Origin of the sequence: Acinetobacter sp. VT 511, assembly GCF_001077515.1 — a bacterium.
Classification (GTDB): domain Bacteria; phylum Pseudomonadota; class Gammaproteobacteria; order Pseudomonadales; family Moraxellaceae; genus Acinetobacter; species Acinetobacter schindleri.
Genome location: NZ_LFRE01000035.1, coordinates 1 through 24,038 on the forward strand (window position 1 = coordinate 1; position 24,038 = coordinate 24,038).

Here is a 24,038-nt window from a genome sequence, read left to right on the forward strand (position 1 = left end):
GCACGTGCCGTGACCAAAGGTGGCTTTAACTCACTACCAAAATTCACTTTCCCAGGTGGTTCTTTAATCGGTGATGATGCCGGCTTCCTGAACTTTGCCAAGATCAAAGGCTCACATACTGCGATGAAGTCAGGCATGCTCTGCGGTGAAGCGGTATTTGAAGCAATCAAGGCCGGTGTAGAGAAAGGCGGTGACCTGGCAGTTGCACGTGTAACTGAAGGCGAAGATTTCTTCGTAAAAGAGTTGACTGCTTATACAGACAAGTTCAACAACAGCTGGCTGAAAGAAGAGCTGTATAGCGCGCGTAACTTTGGCCCTGCAATGCATAAGTTTGGTCAATGGATGGGTGGTGCATTCAACTTTATCGACCAGAACGTGTTTAAAGTACCATTTACCCTGCATGACCTGGTGCCAGACTTTAAGACATTGAAAACTGTTGATGCGGTGAACTTCAAGCCGAACTATCCAAAACCGGATGGCAAGCTGACTTTTGACCGTCTGTCTTCAGTGTTTGTATCGAACACCGTGCATGAAGAAAACCAGCCTGCGCATTTGAAACTAACTGATGCTTCAATTCCAGTGAATGTGAACCTGCCAAAATGGGATGAGCCAGCTCAGCGCTACTGCCCGGCGGGTGTATATGAAATCATGGAAAATGATGATGGTTCAAAACGCTTCCAGATCAATGCAGCCAACTGTGTGCACTGCAAGACCTGTGACATCAAAGATCCTTCTCAGAACATCACCTGGGTGACACCGGAAGGTGGTGGTGGTCCGAATTATCCTAATATGTAATATTAAGATAATTCTTGCGAAGCCGTGCCTTTCTCCTATCCCAATATGTAATCTGGATAGTTGGGTGAGGCATTGGCTCGCATACCCAAACATGTAGACGTTAGTAATAACTCTTCATTTATTTTTTTAGGTAATCCCAGCTCCCTAGGGAGCTGGGATTAAAAATGAATATTTATTTAAAGCTATTATTTTTAATTGATCACATATTTAACCTGAATACTAATATTTAAAGTATAAAAAACCATGGATGGTCTCAATCTCCCCTAACCCTGAGCTATATAGCGCAAGAATAAAGAGGGGGAATTCCCTCCTTTTTCAAAGGAGGGTTAGGAAGGATTCTTTAAGCCACTGGCACCAACGTAAACAACACCTGCCCTGTTTTTACTGTTTGCCCTTTTTCAATGGTAATCGCTTCAACCTTCATACGCTCAGGCGCAATAATTGGAATCTCAATCTTCATTGCTTCAATGACTGCTAGCGTTGCACCTTCTTCCACAATATCACCCGACTGACATTCAATTTTCCAGATTGAACCCGGCATATGCGATTCCACCGCACAACCACCTTCAGGCACTTCAACACCTTCACCATCATCTACAGTGTCTAAACTTTCAGAGACATATTCTGCAAGGCCTGCTTCATGCCAGCGACGGCGCTCTGCATCAAAGTTGGCTTGTTGCACTGCTTTAAAGGCAGCAATCGATTTCTGGTTTTCTGTTAAGAAGTCATTGTATTCTTTCAGGTTGAGTACACCATCTTCAATTCGTAGTTTTAAACGGCCTGCTTTAAAGTCCTCACGCATCTGCATCAATTCAGCTTCAGACACTTCATAAAACTTAATTTGGTCAAAGAAGCGCAGTAACCACGGCATACCTTGTTCAAAGTCAGGGTTTTTACGGTAGCGCGACCACATTTGCGAAGTGCGTCCCACAAACTGATAACCACCCGGACCTTCCATCCCATAAACGCACATATACGCACCGCCAATACCAACAGCATTTTCGGGTGTCCAAGTGCGTGCAGGGTTATATTTGGTGGTGACTAAACGCTGACGTGGATCAAGTGGCGTTGCCACAGGTGCACCCAAGTACACATCACCCAAACCCATGACCAAATAACTGGCGTTATAGACCACATCTTTCACGGCTTGTTTGTCTTTTAAGCCATTAATACGACGGATAAATTCGATATTGTCCGGACACCACGGCGCATCTGGGCGCACGGTTTGCATATAACGTTCTGTTGCAAGTTGCGTTTGTGAATCTTCCCAAGCAAGCGGTAAATACACAGTACGGGATGGCACTTGCATCTCGGTCACATCAGGCAGTTGCTCTTCTGCCACTTGAAGCATACGCAATAAATCCATCTGATCGAGTTGGGTCGAATCAAAATGAATTTGCAGTGAACGAATACCCGGTGTCAGGTCAATAATGCCTTGAATGTTTTGATCTTTGACCCATTGCATCAGCGCATGAATACGGAAACGTAGGTTTAAATCTAAAACTAACTCGCCATATTCCACCAACATATAGTTGTTACCGGCAGGACGATACACCACATCAGGCGTGCCATTTTGACCTTTTAGGGTATCTAAAATGGCAGATTTCAACGTACTAATTTCAGGATAGAACGATTCATCAAAGGTGACTGCTTGTGTATCTTGAGCAGTTAATTGCGCATGATATTTTTCATTCAGCAATTTGGCTTGGTGATAGCTGACTGGCACAAATTTGACTTTATCGCCTGCTTTGAGCTGACCTAATTTCCAAAGTTCAGAATTGATTACCACCGCCGGACAAACAAATCCGCCTAAACTTGGACCATCTGGCCCCAAAATAATTGGCATATCCCCAGTAAAGTCGATGGCACCAATCGCATAAGCATTGTCGTGAATATTGGATGGATGCAGACCCGCTTCGCCACCGTCCTGACGAGCCCATTCTGGTTTTGGACCAATCAAACGAATTCCGGTACGGCTGGAGTTGAAGTGAATTTCAAACTCGTTGGCAAAGAAGGTATCAATATCATTTTTAGTAAAGAAATCCGGTGCACCATGTGGACCATACATCACCGCAATTTCCCAAGTATTTGAGAAGGCAGGGATTTGATCTTTGCTTAATGCTTTCACTTCATCAGATGTAAATGCCGTGATTGGAAGCATATCGCCAATCAGCAAATTACGCCCTGCATGACCACCAAACTGACCTAGAGTAAAGGTCGCTTGTGAGCCTAAATATTCAGGCACATTCAGACCGCCTTTAATCCCGATATAAGTACGGCAACCTGTGGCGATCTTGCCACATTTCAGCACCTGACCTTTACGTACATTCACGGTTTGCCACATCGGAACTTGAACGCCATCCAAAGTCGATGGCATATCGCCACCTGCCAATACAATTTGGCTATCGCAATGGAATTTTAAGCTTGGGCCTTGTAGCGTACATTCCAAACCTGCGGTATTCGGTACATTGCCTAATAGTTGGTTCGCGACATTTAAAGACAGCGGATCAATCGCACCTGATGGTGGTACACCGACATCCCAATAACCCAAACGTCCTGTCACATCTTGCACGGCGGTTTGTATACCGGCTTGCAGGACTTCAATTTTTTGAGTTTTCCACTCAAAGGTATTTAAAAAACGTGTAGTTTGCGTACCGGCTTTAAAGACATTGCAGTCGATAATGTTTTGTAGATATTCAAGGTTGGTTTCAATGCCCGCCACTTGGGTTTTAGCCAATGTATCGGTCATGGCTTGGATTGCCGATTCACGGGTCTCACTTGTCACAATGATTTTGGCAATCATCGGGTCATAGAAAGATGACACGTTTGAACCTGTTTCTACCCACGTTTCATTACGGGCATTCTCATCGAATTCGACATGAGTCAGTAAGCCTGCGCTTGGTTGGAAGTTTTTAATTGGGTCTTCGGCATATAAACGCACTTGAATCGAATGACCTTTAGATTCAAGCTTTGCTGTTGGCGGCGTCCAATCACCACTGCCTAAAGTCACCATCCATTCTACTAAATCGACACCAAAGACTTGCTCGGTGACACCGTGCTCAACTTGCAGACGAGTATTCACTTCCAGAAAGTAGAATTCTTGTGTGTCAGTATCCATCACAAATTCAACGGTTCCGGCAGAACGGTAATTCACCGATTGCATCAACTGAATCGCGATATTTTGGATATAGGCACGTTGCGTATCATTAAGGTGTGGTGCAGGGGTTTCCTCAATCACTTTTTGGTTACGACGTTGCACCGAACAATCACGCTCACCCAGTGCCAACACCAAGCCATTGCCATCACCAAAGATTTGCACTTCGATATGACGAGCATTTTGTACGAATTTTTCTAAGTAAAGGCCTGCATCTTTAAAGTTGGCTTGCGCTAAATAAGACACGGTTGCATAAGCTTCTTTCAGCTCCTCCGCATTCCACACCAAACGCATGCCAATACCACCACCACCTGCGGTACTTTTCAGCATCACAGGATAGCCAATACGCTCAGCCTCAAGCAGGGCTTCAGCTTCATCAGCCAATAATTGGCTACCTGGCAATAACGGTACATTGGCTTGAATCGCCAATTCACGTGCAGTGTGTTTCAGACCAAATGCTTTCATTTGCTCGGCATTTGGGCCCAAGAACACAATGCCTTGTGCTTCACAGAGATTACAGAATTCGGCATTTTCAGACAGGAATCCATAGCCCGGATGAATCGCTTGCGCACCGGTATGTTTGGCCACTTCTAAGATTTTATCGACATTGAGATAGCTTTGGCTCGCAGGTGCATCACCAATAAAGACGGCTTCATCGGCTAAAGTCACATGCAATGAATCACGATCGGCTTCTGAATAGACTGCAACCGATTGAATGCCTAATTTTTTAAGGGTACGAATGACACGACACGCAATTGCACCACGGTTGGCGATGAGAACTTTATTAAACCCATATTTTAAAGTCATAGTCTTATACCTCGCCTTCACGAACAATCAGTTGAATTTTTGTTGGGTTATAGGCATTACATGGGTTATTCAGTTGTGGGCAGTTTGAGATAAGGACGATGAGATCCATTTCGGCTTTAATCTCGACATATTTCCCCGGTGCGGAAATACCATCATCAAATTTCAAATGACCTTCCGATGTCACAGGCACATTCATAAAAAAGTTAATGTTGGGCCCAATATGACGCACATTCAGACCATGCTTTTTCGCAATCGGATGCTGAGATAGTGCAATCATGAAATTGTTACGGCAACTGTGCATTGGGTATTTGTCATGTGCATAACGTACGGTATTACTTTCACATGAACATGCACCACCTAAAGTGTCATGACGACCGCAGTTATCATCGTTAATCGTGGCGATTTTATTGCCAAAGTTGGTATATAAAGTGGTGCCTTTTTCGAGATAAATTTGACGATTCATCGCCAAGGTATCGGTCGCGCTATAACGCTCTTCAGGGTTATGTGCGGAAATAAACAAAGTATCCACCGCCTGGTTGCCTTCAAGGTCAACAATACGGAAATACTGTCCTTTTTTGACTTCGCACATCCACGCTTCACCGGCAGGACATACTTCACTTAACACAGATTTTTCTAGGTTTACGAGTGCAGTCATGATGTATTCCCCTTAAGCAGTTAAAGCGTAGTAGCGATTATTATTATGGAACGCACGCTGATTTTGCGGGCACGAATCACGGCAGACATCGGTCTCGCCTAAAGGAAGTGCTTTAAACAGTGACAATTGTATATCGGCAGGTGCATATTCAGACGAGTTATCTAAGGCATGCGGTGCACTCGATAAAAACACCAGACAATCCATTTCAAAACGTAGTTCAATCACTTGATCGGTATTATCCGATGCCACATAGCTTAAATTGCCGTTGTCATCCGGTTGAACTTTTGAAAATAGATTTAAAGTACTGCTCAGGTCGGTTGCAGATAATCCAAATTTGGTCATTTCCAGTAATAAACTGTCTTTGCCGTTGCGGTACATCTCATTACGGGCATCTTGAAAGGTTTTAGTGCCGAATTGTTGTTCAATTTGCTGTGCCGTACTTGGTGCACAAAAAGCGTCATTCCAACCGTGATCATCTTTGACAATCGAGATCATCGCTCGACCCAAATCAGAGGCTAAAATATGCCCTGTACTTAAAAATGCCGCATGTTGCCCTTTTAAGCTGTCTGGCATGTTATAGCGTTCAAGTTTATCTTCACTGTTGACGCAGTACAGCGCGACATTGGCATTTTTGCCTAAAGATTTCAGTTGTAAGACTGCGCCGCGCTGAATGCGTGCAGACCAGTGATGTCCACCCGGTAAACGTTCAGTCCATAGGACCTGATCTTCGTGATAAGTTGTTGTGCTCATATGCATCTACCCTAATCTTTGACGGTTTACCTCCCGGGCTTTTATCCCTCCGTGTAGCGATCAGTGTTTCCTTTCGCCGTGAACTCTCGGTCTCAGACATACATGAATGTTCATGTATCGGAACCCTAGATCACTTTATGATGAGTTTGATAGATGCAAAGGCTATGCCAATTTAGTAATACTGTTTTTCCATTTAGTAATACTTTTTGGGGTTTTAACTGATCAATTCAGGTGCAAGAATCTGTTATAGGCATCAAGATGCACCAAAACACAAAAATCCCAGCATAGGCCGGGATTTTAAAATTTATAGATGAGGACTAAGTCCGGATCTATAGCTATAAGATTATTTACTTAAAATCTCATGCAATATATTGCGTAACCACTGATGACTGGTTTTATGATGACAGGACATGTGCCAATACTGTTTCACAGAATAGGTCGGGAATGCAATCGGCGCATTAAAAATCTTGAGATTGCCACGCGATAGTAATACTTCACTCAAATAATAAGGCACAGTCGCAATTGCATCAGTTTCCTGCACCACCAGCCCTACGCCTAAATAGCTTGGCAAGCGCATCAGAATGTCTCGCTTGAGTTCCAGATTCAGCAATTCGTTTTCAATATGGTAATGTCCCATCCCGGCATCAATATCAATATGCGTTTCACACAAATACTCTTCAATAGTCAGGCTGTCGCCAACCAGCCGTGGATGGTCTTTGGCTGCAATCACCACATAATACTGTTCAAACAATTTCTGCTGATAGAAACCATTTTCCAGATTCGGCAAAAAACCTAAAGCCAGATCAATTTCTCCATTGGCCATTTGATAGCTGGTTTCTGAAGTAATTGGACGCACATTCAGACGAATATGCGAAGCGTGCTGTTTTAGATATTGTGAAATTTTTGGCAACAGGACCAGATGCGATACATCGGTCATTGCCAAGGTAAAGCGTTGCTGGGACGTGGCCTGATCGAAATCAATAGTAAAATTATTGATGGTTTCGACTTTACTTAGCGCCTCACTGACCAAAGGAAATAGCTGCTTTGACAGATCCGTCGGCAGCATTTCATTGCCAATACGCAAAAATAAAGGATCATTATAATGCTGACGGATTTTATTGAGCAGATTACTCACCGTCGGTTGGCTCATATCCAGATAATCGGCTGCATGGGAGACGTTCTTAAATTTGTAGACATAATAAAAGATGCTGAGCAATTTACAGTCAAGTTCAAACACAGAAACACATTTCCTTCAATTTCTTAATCATTTTGGCGGATCTATCATCCGCGCAATTTGATCTAGTGCCAATGTCCAAATATAACACTTTGTGACTATCTGTATGATCATTCAGGATGTGTTTTGCAATAAAAATACTGTTTACCCGATCTGTAACTCTGTCAAATACCACTTCATGTAAAATGGATAACCCTTATCTTTTATTTCAGCTGAAACACTTAAGTCGCATGTTATATACTCAGCCACACAGAATAGACTATGGAAATTAAGGGAAAAGTGTCATGTTTCAGAACAAAAAATTGGTATGTTTTGACCTGGATGGCACCCTGATTGATTCAGTCGGTATCTGGAACCAAGTTGATGCAGCCCTGATTCATGAACTTTCCGGTATAAAAGCCAATTTAAAATTGATCCAGCAGCAGCGGGATCTACAGTTGACAGCCTTTCGACATTTGCCTGATCCTTATCTGGAATATTGTGGTTATTTAAAAGAACTATACGGTTTTGAACTAAACAAAGAAGACGTCAAAAACCGCCGTTACAGTATTTCACGACATTTTCTGGATCATGTGGTCGAATTAAAACCTCAGGTGGAACTTATAATCCAGGCCCTGAAAAAACAAGAGATTCCACTGGCCTTAACCACAACCACCAGTTTATTCAATGTGCAGCGTTATCAGGACAATAATCAAAATATTAACGCTAAAATCAGCTTTGATGATGATTTTGCCTTAATCCTTACCCGCGAAAATGTCCAGAACATCAAGCCACATCCAGAAATTTATCTGAATGTGCTTGAGCATTTCAAAATTGAAACCAAAGATTGCCTGATTATTGAAGATTCTTTAATTGGTGTAGAAGCTGCGAATAATGCAGGAATAGAGGTAGTGGCAATTTATGATCAGTATTCTGTTCATGAAATCGAGCTGATTAAAGCCAGAGCAAATTATTTTGTGCAGGGTTTTACCGAATTATTAAGGCATATTGCTTAAATATCTATATAAATAAATGTCATGAATAATTCCATTTCATGACATCGATGTTGTTATTTCTAAAAGGATTAGATTAGAGCATTATTTGGCTTTTTGGTAGACTGAACCTGACCCTACAAGGTTGCCAGTTTTCTCATCAATTACAAAATCAACCATTCCCGCCCCTGCATTCAGCTGAAGCATGCCATTTTCATTTACAGCCGCGGGCATCGGGTTCTTTTTCTCTGTTTTACCGGTTTCCTTATCTTTGATGGTATTAGTAATCAGATAATTTTCACCATTTTTAGCAATTACCAGGATATTTTCAAGTTTTGGATTTTCCAGAGTGTTCTTCCAGTTGCCCTGATAATCTGGAGCTGGCGCTTCAGTGGTGTTACAAGCAGTTAACAGCAATAATAAGGAGATTCCTGAAAAATATTTAAGATATTTCAAAACTAAAACCTTGAATGTTACGACGCCGCCATTATAAAAATAACTTTCCTAAAGTTTAGCAAGTTGTTGTAGGCAAAGCGTTTCAGCCGTACCAAGTCTGTTTTCATGAGTGTTTTTTTGAAAAGAATTCTTCACATTTTATCCATAAAATATGTTGTATTACTTAATTATTCTAATGAATCAAATATTTTAAAATACTTCAATTTGATAAGGTATTAGTATTTTTTAAGCTTATTGGAACTAATATTACTAGATCCAAGACAATCTACAACCAAGTTGATATGTATAAGAAGCTCAGATAAAAAAATCCTCAATAACCCATCCAAAGTTATTGAGGAGTACCAAACTGGTTAAGAAACATCAATATGATGCTGTTAAAGAAAAGTGATTAAAAGAACTTGGCTTTTACAGCATTCAATATAAATTTTGCGCTTTGCACTTTTTCTGCAATTTGTGCATGCCATTCGTTTGGTACAGAGCATTTTGCAACGCGAACCCAAACGGTCGAAAACTGCTTCATAAAACTGGCTTCGTTATAGTGGATACCATATTCAGCACATAATGCTTTGATTTTTGGTGCCACTTCTGAATAACGGTTCGCTGGCATGTCCGGGAATAAATGGTGCTCAATCTGATGGCTCAAGTTACCACTTAGAATATGCAGCCATTCGGTACCACTGAAATTACTCGAGCCACGGATCTGACGCAGATACCATTCCGCACGGGATTCATTTTCCGTATTGTCCATTTCAAAAGTTTCAGCATCTTCCGTGAAATGACCGTTAAAGATCACAGCGGAAGCCCACAGACTACGAATCACATTGGCCACTGCATTGCCAGTAAATACTGGAATGGCATTTGGACCGGCAATAATCGGGAAGAATACATAATCTTTCAGTACCTGACGGCGCATCTTTTTACGTAGTGGCGCTGCTTCATCCCAAACCTGTTTCCAGGTTTTGGTTTTATAGGCAATTACATCTTCTAGATGCAGGCGCTGTAGACCCACGTACCATTCGAAGAACACCATCAACTGAATTGTTAGTGGAATATTAAATAGAAAACGGGGTTCCCATTTTTGCGATTCACTGACACGAATCAGGCCATAACCCACATCGTGGTCCATGCCGACAATATTGGTATAAGTATGATGAATATAGTTATGGGTGTATTTCCAGTCATCACCGGTGGCAATGGTATCCCAGTCATAAGTCGAACCATTCAGACTTGGATCATTCATCCAGTCAAACTGGCCATGCATCACGTTATGACCAAGTTCCATATTTTCTACGATTTTGGAAATACTCAATAAGCCTGTACCGAGTAGCCAGACTGGTGGCAACCAACCGGCCACCATCAGCATGCCCCGGGAAGCAATTTCGCTATAGCGGACAAAATTACGGATTTTATAGATGTATTCAGCATCTTTTTCACCTAAATCATCCATCACCTCACGTCGGATCGCATCCACCTTGGCACCAAATTCCTGAATCTGTTCAGGACTTAAAAATTGGGTCTTACTGTGCCGCTTAAAATCAATTTGCATATTCATGGGAGTACCTTCTTATTTTTCTAGGGATTAAAGATTAATCACCACAGGACTAACGGCCTGGGAGATACACAATTTGATCGGGGTATTGCTCTCGTGATCGATTTCACCAGTCAAAATATTTTTTACTGAGCCACTGACTTTGGTGCAGGAACAGGTATTACAAATTCCCATTCGGCAACCATGTGCAGGACGCAAACCTGCTTGTTCAGCACTTTCCAGAATGGTAGAACTGGCCTGAAACTCCTGATGCGATCGCTGGAATTGCACAGGTTGTGCTTTAACTTTTTCATCCACCACGATCTGGAAGTATTCAGAATGGAAACTGGATTTCACGGAAAGCTTTTCAGCAATACGGTGTGCTGTTTTCATCATGGTCGCTGAACCACAGGCATAAATTTCACGTTGTTCAAAATCAGGCACCAGCTTGTTGAGTAACTGTAGGCTGAGATGCTGCTTATGCTCCACAGTATTAAAATGATGATATTTCAGATGTGGATGCATCAGTGCCAAGGTTTTAATTTCAGCATGAAACGCATCATCACGGGTGAAGTAGATCAGATCAATCGTATGCTGAAACTGCACTACGGCTTTTTGCAGCAAGGAGTAAATTGCAGTGATGCCGCTGCCTGAGGCCAGCATTAAAATGGGTTTAGGGGAATTCAGCAGGGTGAATTCACCTTGTGGCTGTGAAAGCTCTACCACAGCAGCCAGCTGTAAGGAGCTCAAGGCACGGGATACTTTACCCTGCTGTTTAACAGCGATAATTACATCACCATTTTTTAGCATTGTAACGACAGAATAATGACGCTGATGCAAAATACCATCCAGCCTTAAAGTCATAGCCACATTCTGTCCTGGCTGAAATTTTTTAGCCTGAAAGTTGAAATTTGGACGTAGCTGGATCTTATAAAAATCATTGCCAATAAGCTGGATGCTGATCACTTCTGCCTTCACTTTTTTCAATGCCAAAGTTGGATGAAATTTTTCAGCAATGAAATCAATGAAGTCTTCTCGGATCCAGTGAGGCTTGTAGCTTTGCATACTTGTCATTTTTATTACCTCATACAGAAACAGAATTAATGTACATCTGTCTATTTATTGTGCATTCAGAATATAGGCTTTTATGATTCGTTCCATGTCAATTCGGGTCAAATCATGTTTCTGTCGGTAGAATTCCTGTTTTTTGTCGGACAAAATGATGTACTTTGATTAAAGTTGGTTTTCGGCATGTAAATCGGAAAGGCATTTCATGCCAGTTTGCCTATCTGGATCGACTATTTTTCTATGAACTTTATAGCTATAAATATGCAAAAGGCTGACCACATTTCTGTAGTCAGCCTTGTTATTTTGGCAGAGTTTATAGGTATTATTCTACAGCTGGGCTGAGCTCTGTCTGCTGATCCAGCAATACTGTTCCGAACTTTTCACGCAAGTCTTTTTTCAGCATCTTGCCAGTACCACTCAGTGGAATTGCATCGACAAAAATTACTTTGTCTGGCACCTGCCATTTTGCTACTTTGTCAGCAAAATAGTCCAGCAGTTCTGGCTCGGTGAGCTGACTGTCAGGTTTTTTAATCGCAATCAGGATTGGACGCTCATCCCATTTCGGATGCTGTGCAGCAATGACAGCTGCCATGGCTATTTGTGGATGACCCATGGCCAGATTTTCCAGTTCCACTGAGGAGATCCATTCTCCGCCCGATTTGATCAGATCCTTGGCACGGTCGCTGATTTTCATAAAGCCATCTTCATTTAAGGTGGCAATATCCCCCGTATCAAACCAGCCATCAGCAGTTAAAGAAGATTCTTCCTTACCAAAATAGTTATTGATGATCCAGTGACCACGAATCTGTAAATTGCCTGTGGTTTCACCATCGCGAGTAATTTCATTCGATCCATTTTCTTCATCAGTCAAACGCAAGTCGACACCAAATGGTGGACGACCTTGAGAAAGACGAATTTCTAAACGCTCTTCTTCACTCAAATCCAGATGTTTGGCTTTAATTTGATTGGCTGCGCCAAGTGGACTGGTTTCCGTCATACCCCAGGCATGAATGGTTTCACAATCAAACTGTTCTTTAAATACTTTTAGCATTGAAGGCGGACATGCCGAACCGCCGACGACATTGCGTTTTAAGCTTTCTAACTTGGAACCCGACTGTTGCGCTGCTGCAATCAAACCTTGCCAGATCGTTGGTACACCTAGAGCAACTGATACTTTATAGCTGTCAATTAAATTGACCAGACTCGCACCATCCAGCCCTGGGCCTGGCAATATCAAAGTACAGCCGACCATCGCTGCTGCATATGGTGTCCCCCAGGCATTGACATGGAACATCGGTACTACAGGCAGCATGATATCTCGTGCAGATACATTCAGTGAATCTGGTAAACTGATCGCAAAACTATGTAATGTCGTTGAACGGTGACTATATAAAACCCCTTTTGGATGACCTGTAGTTCCAGAGGTATAACACAGTGAGCTTGCTGCATTTTCATTGAGTACAGGCCAATTAAAATCATCAGATTGATCTGCAATCAGCTCATCATAGAATTTCACATCTGGAAGAGCTTCAAGGATGGGCTCATCTTTTGCATCCAGACAGATAAAGTGCTCCACCTTGCTTAGCATCGGTTTGACGGCTTTAATTAATGGTACAAAGGTTTTATCAAACAGGATTACACGGTCTGATGCATCATTAATAATAAATACCAACTGTTCCGGAAATAAACGCGGGTTAATCGTGTGGCAAACAAAGCCACTTCCAGAAATGGCATACCAGGATTCCAGATGACGATGGTTATTCCATGCAATGGTCGCGACACGGTCGCCATGTTGCAGTCCCAGCTGATTCAGTACATTGGCGAAACGTTTGGCATTGCTACGAATTTCGCCCCAAGTCGTATGGGTCATGCTGAGATCAGTATTTTTTGAAATTACCGCAGTATCGGCATGATAGCGTCCTGCATGTTCAATCATGCTGCTGATCAGTAAGGGCTGAAACATCATATTTCCAAGCATGTTGTGCTCCTTTATCCTTGTTATACGTCCATATTGTTGTCGAGATTTTTAAATATTTTTATTTAAGCATGATGCGCAGATTAGCAGACACTGCAAAATAAACGTATCACTTGCTTGAATCTAGCAAGGAAAAATATGAAAGCAAGTAGCAAAATGTGACAAAAACTACGGCGTCTATGAAAGTATCAAAAACTATCATTTTTTATAATGGAATAATTATATGAATAAAAATCCCGGTCATTAAACCGGGATTTTTTATTATTTGAGTCCTGAGAAGAACAGGTTATCAGCGTTGACCACTAAAACCACCCCCAGACAAAACAACCCTACATAAATAGCGAACCAAATAATCATCTTTTTGAAAGCTTCATCAGAAATACTGCTGTCTGCATATTTCGGTGCTTTTTTCTGTTCGTCTGGAGTCATATGCTCACCTGTCGCTGGATTTAGGGACTATCCTTATTTTCAGCCTGATTGCAAAAAATGAGTAGATACAAATACTGCCTAAAAAAATATAACAGATAAATCATAACTGCTCCAACTGTTATATTTAACCTGACTAAATATGCTATATATGCAGGTAAATTTCCATTTTTCTATTTTTCTTGATGTATGTATAAATTTGAAAAACTCGCGCTCAGTATTCGTCATATGATTGAGGACGGCATCTGGAAAGCCCATAACAAACTCCCTTCATTGCGTGAGCAGTCTGAACTTTCCGGTTATAGCCTGATGACAGTGTTAAATGCCTATCAGGAACTTGAGGCACAAGGCTGGCTGTATGCCAAAGATAAATCCGGGTATTACATTGCAGAACGTGCTGGTCTTGCAATAACTTCCATTAAAGAAACATTAGCAGCTCACGAGAAAATACAGATCAATTCGGTGGTATTTAACTATCTCAAAGATACCCAAGCAGCAGATATGATCCCGTTGGGATCGGCATTTCCCAATCCGGAACTGCTGTTTAATAGCAAATTTATGCAGTTGTTATCCCAGCATTCCAAACGTAAAAACAGCTATCTGAATCATCCAAATATGCCACCGGGTAATCTGGAGCTGCGCCAGATCATTGCCGGACGTTATCAACTACAAGGTATATCATGCCATTCAAATGACATTGTCATTACATCTGGTGCGCTGGATGCTCTAAATTTGTCTTTACAGGCACTCACCCAACCGGGTGATTATATTCTTTTGCAGGAAACCGTATTTTATGGGGCCTGGCAGGCTGCTGAAAGACTGGGACTAAATGTCATTACTCTTCCTGATGATCTTGAACGTGGTTTTGATCTGAAAGCTTTTGAAAAAGTCCTGAAACAATATCCGATCAAAGTCTGCTGGCTGATGTTGAACGCACAGAACCCGATTGGTTATACAGTTTCTGCAGGAATCAAAGAAAATATTGCACAGTGCTTAGCTCAGTATCAGGTGCATCTGATTGAAGATGACGTTTATCAGGAACTGAACTTTGGCAAGGAAAAACCAGTTCCAGTGAAATATTTTGACCAGGAAAATATGGTGCTGCACTGTGGTTCATTTTCTAAAACACTAGGCATGGGTGCTCGGGTCGGCTGGGTCTTTGCAGGCCCATATTCCAATGCGATTCAACATCTACAGTTGATGAGTACCCTGAGTGTGAGTCCGCTTTTACAGAATACATTGGTAGATTTTGTTGCGCATCATCATTATGAAAAGCATTTGCGTAGTTTGCGCCGTCATTTAAATCAGAACAAAAAACGTTTTTATCAGGAACTCAAAGCCAGATTACCTGAAGACTGTAAGATTCACTATTATCCAACGGGCTACTTTTTATGGGTAGAGCTGCCTGAAGATATGGATTCGCAGCAGCTCTATACAGATTTGCTTGAACAGAAGATTTCCATTGCACCGAGTTTGCTGTTCAGGCCTAAACATGCAGTGCAGAACTTTATTCGATTAAATTGTTCTTTTGAATGGACAGATGAACTTGCTCGAGCTGTAGAACAGATCATCGATCAAATTGAACACAATAAAAAAGCGTGAACTGGGTTCACGCTTTTCAAAATGTAATCCGAGAAATATTAGAAGCTATAGATTGCAACCGCGTTAATCCTGTTGTCTTCACCTTTATTACTGCCATTCGTGGCTGCACCTAATGCTTCACGTTCACCATAGACATATTCCAGGCCAAAACTTAAAGGTTTGGTCGGACTATAGAACACGTTTGCCCAGGCTTGCCAAAGATCCTTGTTAATTGCTGTTGGATTCACGGTAGCAGTAACATATCCATTATCTTGCTCGAAATTCATATAACCATAGCCCAAGGTACCACGTAACTTGTCATTAAACTGCTGGGTTAAACCGACAGTAATCGAGTCGAACTCACTCTGTAAAAGATCCCCGTTCGTCGCTCTAACTACACCAGGATTAGCATAAGACACAAAGCTGCTATCGCCCTTCACATGATAATAGTCGGCTTTTAAAGTAGTACCCGGTACAACTTCATATTTTGCACTCAGACCTACACCCCATGCCATTTTTTCATCTTCATTTACACGCTTTTCATTCCCCATGGCACGGGCACTGACGGAAAGATTATCTGCAAACTTATGGTTTAGGCGCGCGGTTAAGGCAGGCAAACGCTGTTTGATTCCAGTAATGGTGCCATCTTTTGGATCTTCTACTGCAAGGACCAGATTGGTAGCAGGACTAAAGGTACTAGTATGACGAACCTGAGGCGTACGCTTTACTGCACCACCTGCATAAGCCAAAGCATCTACAGTTTCTGGCATATAATCCGGTATAGCAAAGTTTGACCAGGTCTGACCAATTAGCCAGTTGGCATAACTCATATAAGCATGACGGATACGTAAATTATCCAGACCTGCGCCACCCAGGAAATCTACTTCAACTTTAGCACTCAGGGCTTTGTCCCCAGCACCTACAGGAGCTTTAAAGTCCATCCCTAGACGGGTTGCAGAAAGTGTCGATTTAAACTCATCACTGCGCTCGCCTACACCTTCAAGTGGAACAGCATTAATCTGGTTATACATACGTGTAGCTGCACCGCCTTCAGCCTGATAAGAGGCATCGGCACGGACATTTCCGTAAAGATTGAATTCAGCACCACTAGCAAGTTTCATGACCGGTTTGGCTGCTGGTGCTATAGCTGCCGGTGTTGTTGCCTGTGCTGTATATGTAACTTGTCGAGACTGCTGCTGTTCAATCATGGCACGCAAGGCTTTGACTTCCTGACGTAACTGCTCGATTTCATCCTGACTGGATTGAGCTGTGCTTTGCGCTATAGCTGACAGGCTGATACCGCCTATACTTATTGCCATCATGCTCATCAAAACTTTACGTTTGAAGGTTGAATTATTGATTGATCGTTGATTAGTGGATTGCGACATGTTCATCCTAAACTCGCTTTTTTATTGTGCAATTTAATTCCAGTAACCGGTCACCACCACTTATGATGGTGACCTATTCCATTGAAATATTTACTTTATTAACTGATATTTTCTTTATTAATTCGCTTCTTTGGCAAGTATGGCTTCGCTCGATTCAGAGGTTTCAAGGACCTCACCATCTACAGAAGCTCTCAGGTTCACTAGAAAAATGGCCAGCGCTGCAATCACGCCCGGAATTGCGATGGCAAAGAAGTTCATTTGGTGTGGCAGTTCCATCGTCAGCAATGCACCTGTCAAAACGGGTCCAACGATGGCACCAATACGACCAATTCCCGATGCCCAACCCATTCCGGTAGAACGCACAGTAGATGGGTAATATTGTGCAACAAAGGTATATAACAAGATCTGTGAACCGATCGTTGCAGCACCAGCGATTGCAATCAGGGTATAAAGTACAAACTGCGGGCTGTTAAAACCAAGCAGAATTAAGGCAGATGCACCACACAGGAACATAATGGTCAGCACTTTTTTGATATGGAATTTATCAGCCAGATAACCCCCACCAATTGCACCGACCATACCGCCAATATTCAGCGCGAACAGGAACAGCATACTTGCACCGAGTGAATAACCGGCCTGAATCATCAGTTTTGGTAACCAGCTGCCTAATGCATAAACCATTAACAGGCACATGAAGAACGCAACCCAGAACATGAAGGTACTGAAAGTACGGCCTTGCTGGAACAGTGCGCGTAATGGAGCTTCATCACCGGCCATCACTTCATTCAGCACAAACTGGGTATTTGGCGCAATATTCTGTTCTGGAGCAATTTTCTGTACAAAGGTGCGGACCTGTTCTGTTTCACCTTTTTTGGTGAGGAACATCAGGGATTCTGGTAAGAATTTCCACAGCAGTGGTAACAGCAATAATGGTGTACCTGCTAAATAGAACATGATTTTCCAGCCATAATCTGCCACCAGCCATGCACCTAACAAGGCAGAGGTCATCCCGCCAATGGCATAGCCACTGAACATCACGGCAACCAGAGTACTCCGAATCCGTTTTGGCGCGTATTCGGTCATCAGTGCCACCACGTTTGGCATCACGCCGCCAATGCCTAAACCGGCAAGGAAACGTAAAATACCAAATTCAATCGGGTTACTGGCAAAAGCGCCCAGGAAGGTAAAGCCACTGAAAATGGCCACACAGATCATAATGGTCTTTTTTCGGCCCAGTTTATCGGAGAGCGTTCCGAAACTCATGGCACCGAACATCATCCCGAACAGCGCGGTACTGGCCAATAGCCCTGCCTCTACCGCACCAAGTGACCACTCCTGCATCAATAGTGGTAAAGCCACCCCGTAAATAACCAGGTCATAGCCGTCGAAGATAATAATTAATAAACACCATAGAAGTACGCCCCAGTGAAAAGGCGTGAACTTTGCTTCATCAATCAGCGTATTTATATTCACTTTATTTGTAGACATCTCCACCTCCTAATTGTGAAGTTCAATTTATGAGATTCACAATGCAGAAGATGTGCATAAATGTCCAAAACTGAATAGGCATGCTTCTATACCTATAAAGTCTGCCTTAAAGAAAAGGCTTTATTTACTATGCCTTAATGATATTCATCCAAAAATAAAACCTTCATTCAATATTAAAATATGGATTCGCTTTATTCCCTATAAGATCCAGACAGGTATTGATCTGAATTAAAATACAGCACGATCATATTTAATCGCTTCAAGATCATAGACCTGATAGACCGCATCAAACAGATATCGAATATATTCACTTTCATCCATATTACGAATAGCCATAAAAACCGGACTGACCGCAAATTCATCTAATAAAGGGATAAAGTTTAAATGTGCCAGACGAATATTCTGGGCACTTTCCGGCACGATACAAACACCCTCTCCAGCAGCCACAAAACCCAGCGCCAGTTGCAATTCACTGACTGCACGAATATTTTTCGGTTCCAGTCCATACTCGGAAAATATACCGCGCACCTGGGTAGAGAAATTCGCTTTACCATTATTCGGATATAAAAAGAGTGGCTGATCCACCAGTTCAGCCAGATTCACGCCATCTCGTTGAGAAAGAAAATGGCTGGAATGTGCCGCGACCATCAGCCGTTCTTCACGCAGCAACACCCGTTTCACTGCCGGATCTGAAATCCTTAAACGTCCAAAACCGACATCAATCCGCCCTTCTTTAAGTGCCTGAATCTGCTCTGAAGTATTCATTTCTACCATCTCAATTTTGAGCTGGGGATGTTGCTGCTTAAATAGAAACACAATACGCGACAGTAAACCGAATAATAAAGAGCCAACAAAACCAATGCTAATAGTGCGATCCGCGATACCAATCCGCTTGGTCATCGATTTGATTTCTTCCGCATTAGACAAAAGTTTAACCGCATGCTGGTAGAAGAATTGACCTGCTTCTGTGGTCTTAAGCGGTCGACTACCTCTTTCAAAGAGCTGAATATCCAGTTCCTGTTCCAGATTTTGTATTTGTCTGCTTAAAGGTGGTTGAGCAATAAACAGTTTTTCTGCCGCCTTGGTAAAACTTTGTTCTTCGACGACTGCAACGAAGTAACGCAAATGCCTGAGTTCCATATTCCTGCATACCTTTAAAGTATAAAAAAATGCTAAATCGATCTTAGACCAATCAAAATTATTCTTTTAAGGTATATCAAGTCAAAACATTAAAGCAAGAATGTGAAGCGTAATTATGTATAAATCCATTGAAACCATGCTTGTCGAGATTCCGACCATTCGTCCACACAAAATGGCGGTGGCGACAATGCAGACGCAAACCCTGGTATTGGTAAAGATCTCCACAGACGATGGTTTTGTGGGCTGGGGCGAAGCAACCACAATTGGTGGATTAGGCTACGGTGAAGAAAGCCCAGAAAGCGTAAAAACCAATATTGATACTTACTTCGCACCTTTACTAAAAACATTGGCAGGTTTGAACTTTGCACAAACCATGCGCGCCCTGAAAAAGAATATTAACGGCAACCGTTTTGCGAAATGTGCCATTCAAACTGCCCTGCTGGATATTCAGGCGCAGCGTTTAGGTTTACCACTTTCTGAACTTCTAGGCGGTCGTTTACGTGATGGCGTACCGGTCCTCTGGGTACTGGCTTCTGGTGATACTGAAAAAGACATTGCTGAAGCACAAAAGATGCTGGCTGCAAAACGCCATAACTTCTTCAAGCTAAAAATCGGTTCACGTCCAGTAGAAGCAGATGTTGAACATGTTCTGGCAATTAAAAAAGCCTTAGGCAATGACGTTTCTATTCGTGTAGATGTAAACCGTGCCTGGTCAGAGCTAGATGCGATTAAGGGCATTACTCTACTACAGGAAGGTGGCGTTGACCTGATTGAACAGCCTTGTGCTATTGACAATATTGATGCCATGCAACGTCTGACCCGTCGCTTTGATATTGCCATTATGGCCGATGAATCACTGATGGGGCCAAGCACTGCCTATAAGCTGGCTCGTACTAATGCAGCTTCTGTATTTGCAGTTAAAGTGGCGCAATCAGGTGGCTTACTGGAAGGCCGTGATGTCGCAACAGTGGCTAACCTTGCAGGGATTGACCTGTATGGTGGCACCATGCTGGAAGGTTCAGTAGGAACAATTGCATCCGCTCACCTGTTCTCGACCTTTGAGAATCTGGCCTATGGTACTGAACTGTTCGGCCCACTACTGCTGACGGAAGAAATTCTAAAAACACCACTGCAATACCAGAATTTTGAGCTGCATCTGCCGCAAGGTGCCGGGCTGGGTATTCAGCTGGATGAAGACAAGATCGACAATTTGCGCCGTAAATAAGCAATTAGATTGAGGAGTGAGACATGCTGTTTCATGTACGTATGGATGTAAATATCCCGCTGGATATGCCTGCCGAGAAGGCCAACGAAATCAAGGCTGTTGAAAAAGCCTATTCACAGGATTTACAGCGCCAAGGTAAATGGCGCCATATCTGGCGCATCACAGGCCAGTACTCAAACATCAGTATTTTTGATGTTGAAAGCAATGAAGAGTTGCACAACCTGTTACAGGGCTTGCCACTCTATCCTTATATGAACATTGAAGTAATGGCATTAAATCGTCACCCATCTTCAGTTCGAGATGACGACAGTTAAGTAAGAGTTTTGGGAAATGGGAATAACATTATTCCCTTCCCAGCAAGCAATACCAGAGGGTAATTCAACAAGGATTGTGGCCAGCAAGATTTAGCCAGCCAATGAAAGCTAAAAAAGTGCGCCACTAAAAGATGAAAGACATACTTTAGGAGCAATAGTATGAATCGCCAAGAAATTGATGCATTAGTTAAGCAAATGAACGTTGATACAGCGACAGGTCCTGTAGATGAACGTGTACAACAAGTTGTTGTGCGTTTATTGGGCGACCTTTTCCAAGCGATCGAAGATCTTGATATTTCTCAGTCAGAACTCTGGAAAGGTCTGGAATACTTTACCGATGCCGGTCAAGCCAATGAATTGGGCCTACTGGCTGCAGGCTTGGGTCTGGAACACTACTTAGACTTACGTGCTGATGAAGCAGATGCTAAAGCAGGTATTACGGGCGGTACGCCACGTACAATTGAAGGTCCGTTATATGTGGCGGGTGCTCCTGAATCTGTCGGCTTTGCCCGTATGGATGATGGCTCTGAAGAAGGCAAAATTCCGACACTGATCATTGAAGGTACAGTTAAAGATACTGACGGCAATATCATTGAAGGTGCCAAAGTTGAAGTTTGGCATGCCAACAGTCTGGGTAACTACTCCTTCTTTGACAAGTCACAGTCTGACTTTAACCTGCGCCGTTCTATTTTCAGCGACCAGGATGGTAAATATGTGGCTTTAACCACTATGCCAGTAGGTTATGGCTGTCCTCCAGAAGGCACGACTCAATTCGTACTGGACAAATTAGGCCGTCACGGTAACCGTCCATCACACGTGCATTACTTCGTTTCTGCACCGGGTTACCGCAAGCTGACAACTCAATTCAATATTGAAGGCGACCAGTACCTGTGGGATGACTTTGCATTCGCGACTCGTGAAGGCCTGGTTGCAACTGCGGTTGATGTCACTGATGAAGCTGAAATTGCAAAACGTGGTTTGAAAGGTCCTTTCAAACATATTCAATTTGATATTGAACTTGTGAAAGAAAAAGCAGACGCACCTTCTACTGAAGTTGATCGTCGCCGCGCAAGCGCTTAATGCAAAATGGATTCGGGGTGTAATCATTAGATTCATCCCGATGACTTCCCCTCCTTGGAAAGTCGGAGAACGGACATGCCTCGTATTCCTGTAATTAACACCAGTCATCTTGATCGTATTGATGATCTTCTAGTTGACGATTTTGAATCTGGTGAATTTAAACTTCACCGTTCTGTATTCACAGACCAAGCCCTGTTTGACCTGGAGATGAAATACATCTTTGAAGGCAACTGGGTTTATCTGGCACATGAAAGCCAGATTCCAAACAACAACGATTTCTATACGACCTATATTGGCCGTCAGCCAATCATCATTGCGCGTAACCGTCAAGGTGAACTGAATGCCATGATCAATGCCTGTTCGCATCGCGGTGCACAATTATGCCGTAACAAGAAAGGCAACAAAGCAACTTACACCTGCCCATTCCATGGCTGGACGTTTAATAACTCAGGTAAGTTATTAAAAGTAAAAGACCCGGCTGAAGCAGGTTATTCAGATTGCTTTAACAAAGACGGTTCGCATGACTTGAAAAAAGTTGCCCGTTTTGAAAGCTATAAAGGCTTCCTGTTCGGCAGCTTGAATCCGGATGTTCCTTCTCTGGAAGAATACCTGGGCGAAGCGACCAAAATCATTGACATGATCGTGGGTCAATCTGAGCAAGGTCTGGAAGTTTTACGTGGTTCTTCGACTTATACCTATGAAGGTAACTGGAAGTTGACTGCTGAAAATGGTGCCGATGGTTACCACGTGTCTGCAGTACACTGGAACTACGCTGCAACCACTCAGCAACGTAAAGAAAAACAAGCGGGCGACAATATTCGTGCCATGAGTGCAGGTTCATGGGGCAAACAAGGCGGTGGTTCTTACGGCTTTGAACATGGTCACATGCTGCTTTGGACGCAATGGGCTAACCCGGAAGACCGTCCTAACTTTGCCAAGAAAGATGAATATACCGAACAATACGGTGAAGCAATGGCGAAGTGGATGATCGAACGTTCACGTAACCTGTGTATCTATCCAAACGTATATTTCATGGATCAGTTCGGTTCACAAATCCGTGTGTTACGTCCAATTTCTGTCGATAAGACTGAAGTGACGATCTACTGTATCGCACCTGTAGGTGAAGAGCCGGAAGCACGTACACGTCGTATCCGTCAGTATGAAGACTTCTTTAACGCATCAGGCATGGCAACCCCAGACGATCTTGAAGAATTCCGTGCATGTCAGGCTGGTTACGCAGGTATCGCGCTTGAGTGGAACGATATGTGTCGCGGTTCTAAACACTGGATCCAAGGCCCGGACGATGCAGCCAACGAAATTGGTTTAAAACCAAAACTGTCTGGTATTAAAACTGAAGATGAAGGTCTATACCTGGCTCAGCACCAGTACTGGTTAGAATTGATCAAAAAAGGTATTGCGACTGAGAAAGAAATTGCAGCATCAACTGAAGGAGAAAACGCATGAGCGACATCACTTTAGAAAATATTGCTCAGTTCCTGTATCAAGAAGCCCGCTTTTTAGATGATGAACAATGGGATGACTGGCTAACTTGTTATGCCCCTACTGCGTCTTTCTGGATGCCAGCTTGGGATGATGATGACAAACTGACCACAGATCCACAGTCTGAAATCTCATTGATTTACTATCCAGACCGTCAAGGTTTAGAAGACCGCGTGTTCCGGATCAAGACTGAACGTTCATCTGCAACCATGCCGGATACACGTACCTGCCATAACCTTAGCAATATTGAAATTGTTGAACGTGATGGCGACAAAGTGACTGTACGTTTTAACTGGAATACTTTGAGCTTCCGTTACAAAACAAGTTACAGCTACTTCGGTATGTCTCGTTATGAAATTGATTTCTCAGGCGATAAACCACAAATTTTAAGCAAATACGTGGTACTGAAAAACGATTACATCAACCAGGTTATCGACATTTATCACCTCTAAGACTGTTTATACAGCCAGGTTATGCCTTTCGGTCAGATGGAAAATTGGCTG

Annotated in this window: 20 protein-coding genes and 1 riboswitch; of the genes, 8 read left to right on the forward strand and 12 right to left on the reverse strand. The window is 42.8% G+C overall.

The window, feature by feature from the left end; translation table 11 throughout:
• The coding region (locus ACS72_RS01890; protein ID WP_048881055.1) for an electron transfer flavoprotein-ubiquinone oxidoreductase at window positions 1–795 on the forward strand (795 nt) is incomplete at its 5' end.
• 340 nt (window positions 796–1,135) lie between these two features.
• Here ACS72_RS01890 and uca read toward each other — a convergent pair.
• The 4 genes from uca to ACS72_RS01910 form a co-directional block, all read right to left on the reverse strand.
• Window positions 1,136–4,756 (reverse strand): urea carboxylase, encoded by a 3,621-nt coding sequence (uca, locus tag ACS72_RS01895; RefSeq protein WP_048881056.1) that lies wholly within the window; start codon window positions 4,754–4,756, stop codon window positions 1,136–1,138.
• A 4-nt stretch (window positions 4,757–4,760) separates the two neighbouring features.
• Window positions 4,761–5,411: an urea amidolyase associated protein UAAP2 gene (locus ACS72_RS01900; protein ID WP_048881057.1), complete on the reverse strand. Its 651-nt coding sequence runs from the start codon at window positions 5,409–5,411 to the stop codon at window positions 4,761–4,763.
• 12 nt (window positions 5,412–5,423) lie between these two features.
• Entirely contained in the window at window positions 5,424–6,161 is a 738-nt protein-coding gene (locus ACS72_RS01905; RefSeq protein ID WP_048881058.1) for an urea amidolyase associated protein UAAP1, read from the reverse strand.
• Window positions 6,162–6,189: 28 nt separating this feature from the next.
• Window positions 6,190–6,301: riboswitch (guanidine-I (ykkC/yxkD leader) on the reverse strand.
• A 203-nt stretch (window positions 6,302–6,504) separates the two neighbouring features.
• On the reverse strand, window positions 6,505–7,398 hold the full coding sequence (locus ACS72_RS01910; protein ID WP_048881059.1) for a LysR family transcriptional regulator: 894 nt from the start codon (window positions 7,396–7,398) through the stop codon (window positions 6,505–6,507).
• 281 nt (window positions 7,399–7,679) lie between these two features.
• Here ACS72_RS01910 and ACS72_RS01915 point away from each other — a divergent pair, with 281 nt between their 5' ends.
• A complete protein-coding gene (locus ACS72_RS01915; protein WP_048881060.1) occupies window positions 7,680–8,390 on the forward strand; it encodes an HAD family phosphatase in 711 nt (236 codons plus the stop codon).
• Between the two features lie 81 nt (window positions 8,391–8,471).
• Here the strand turns inward: ACS72_RS01915 and ACS72_RS01920 are convergent, their stop codons facing one another.
• The 5 genes from ACS72_RS01920 to ACS72_RS18125 all read right to left on the reverse strand — a co-directional run bounded on the left by ACS72_RS01920 (window position 8,472) and on the right by ACS72_RS18125 (window position 13,822).
• Window positions 8,472–8,822 (reverse strand): hypothetical protein, encoded by a 351-nt coding sequence (locus ACS72_RS01920; protein WP_048881061.1) that lies wholly within the window; start codon window positions 8,820–8,822, stop codon window positions 8,472–8,474.
• Between the two features lie 388 nt (window positions 8,823–9,210).
• Window positions 9,211–10,374, reverse strand: coding sequence for an acyl-CoA desaturase (locus ACS72_RS01925; RefSeq protein ID WP_048881062.1), 1,164 nt, complete (start codon window positions 10,372–10,374; stop codon window positions 9,211–9,213).
• Between the two features lie 27 nt (window positions 10,375–10,401).
• Window positions 10,402–11,424 (reverse strand): flavin reductase family protein, encoded by a 1,023-nt coding sequence (locus tag ACS72_RS01930; protein WP_048881063.1) that lies wholly within the window; start codon window positions 11,422–11,424, stop codon window positions 10,402–10,404.
• A gap of 316 nt (window positions 11,425–11,740) precedes the next feature.
• A complete protein-coding gene (locus ACS72_RS01935) occupies window positions 11,741–13,396 on the reverse strand; it encodes a long-chain-fatty-acid--CoA ligase (RefSeq protein WP_048881064.1) in 1,656 nt (551 codons plus the stop codon).
• A 258-nt stretch (window positions 13,397–13,654) separates the two neighbouring features.
• Entirely contained in the window at window positions 13,655–13,822 is a 168-nt protein-coding gene (locus tag ACS72_RS18125; protein ID WP_171249833.1) for a hypothetical protein, read from the reverse strand.
• 186 nt (window positions 13,823–14,008) lie between these two features.
• Between ACS72_RS18125 and ACS72_RS01940 the strand changes: the two genes are divergently transcribed.
• The gene (locus tag ACS72_RS01940) at window positions 14,009–15,421 is read left to right on the forward strand and encodes a PLP-dependent aminotransferase family protein (RefSeq protein ID WP_048881065.1); all 1,413 of its coding nucleotides are present in this window, start codon (window positions 14,009–14,011) and stop codon (window positions 15,419–15,421) included.
• A gap of 38 nt (window positions 15,422–15,459) precedes the next feature.
• Here the strand turns inward: ACS72_RS01940 and ACS72_RS01945 are convergent, their stop codons facing one another.
• From ACS72_RS01945 to ACS72_RS01955, 3 genes are all read right to left on the reverse strand, one after another.
• Window positions 15,460–16,794 carry a DcaP family trimeric outer membrane transporter gene (locus ACS72_RS01945; RefSeq protein ID WP_171249834.1) on the reverse strand — a complete coding sequence of 445 codons (1,335 nt, stop codon included), beginning with the start codon at window positions 16,792–16,794 and terminating at the stop codon, window positions 15,460–15,462.
• Window positions 16,795–16,905: 111 nt separating this feature from the next.
• Window positions 16,906–18,276, reverse strand: a complete 1,371-nt coding sequence (locus ACS72_RS01950; RefSeq protein ID WP_048881067.1) for an aromatic acid/H+ symport family MFS transporter — start codon at window positions 18,274–18,276, stop codon at window positions 16,906–16,908.
• A 228-nt stretch (window positions 18,277–18,504) separates the two neighbouring features.
• Window positions 18,505–19,416: a LysR family transcriptional regulator gene (locus ACS72_RS01955; protein WP_005100217.1), complete on the reverse strand. Its 912-nt coding sequence runs from the start codon at window positions 19,414–19,416 to the stop codon at window positions 18,505–18,507.
• Window positions 19,417–19,531: 115 nt separating this feature from the next.
• On the opposite strand from ACS72_RS01955, the gene ACS72_RS01960 reads away from it, so the two are divergent.
• The 5 genes from ACS72_RS01960 (at window position 19,532) to benB (ending at window position 23,987) form a co-directional block, all read left to right on the forward strand.
• Window positions 19,532–20,641 (forward strand): muconate/chloromuconate family cycloisomerase, encoded by a 1,110-nt coding sequence (locus tag ACS72_RS01960; RefSeq protein WP_048881068.1) that lies wholly within the window; start codon window positions 19,532–19,534, stop codon window positions 20,639–20,641.
• A 23-nt stretch (window positions 20,642–20,664) separates the two neighbouring features.
• Window positions 20,665–20,955, forward strand: a complete 291-nt coding sequence (gene catC / locus ACS72_RS01965) for a muconolactone Delta-isomerase (RefSeq protein WP_048881069.1) — start codon at window positions 20,665–20,667, stop codon at window positions 20,953–20,955.
• Window positions 20,956–21,114: 159 nt separating this feature from the next.
• Window positions 21,115–22,035, forward strand: a complete 921-nt coding sequence (catA, locus tag ACS72_RS01970) for a catechol 1,2-dioxygenase (protein ID WP_048881070.1) — start codon at window positions 21,115–21,117, stop codon at window positions 22,033–22,035.
• A 75-nt stretch (window positions 22,036–22,110) separates the two neighbouring features.
• Window positions 22,111–23,499, forward strand: a complete 1,389-nt coding sequence (gene benA / locus ACS72_RS01975) for a benzoate 1,2-dioxygenase large subunit (RefSeq protein ID WP_048881071.1) — start codon at window positions 22,111–22,113, stop codon at window positions 23,497–23,499.
• Window positions 23,496–23,987 carry a benzoate 1,2-dioxygenase small subunit gene (gene benB, locus ACS72_RS01980; RefSeq protein ID WP_005096959.1) on the forward strand — a complete coding sequence of 164 codons (492 nt, stop codon included), beginning with the start codon at window positions 23,496–23,498 and terminating at the stop codon, window positions 23,985–23,987. The genes benA and benB overlap by 4 nt, the downstream gene beginning before the upstream one ends.
• The last annotated feature ends 51 nt before the right edge of the window (window positions 23,988–24,038 follow it).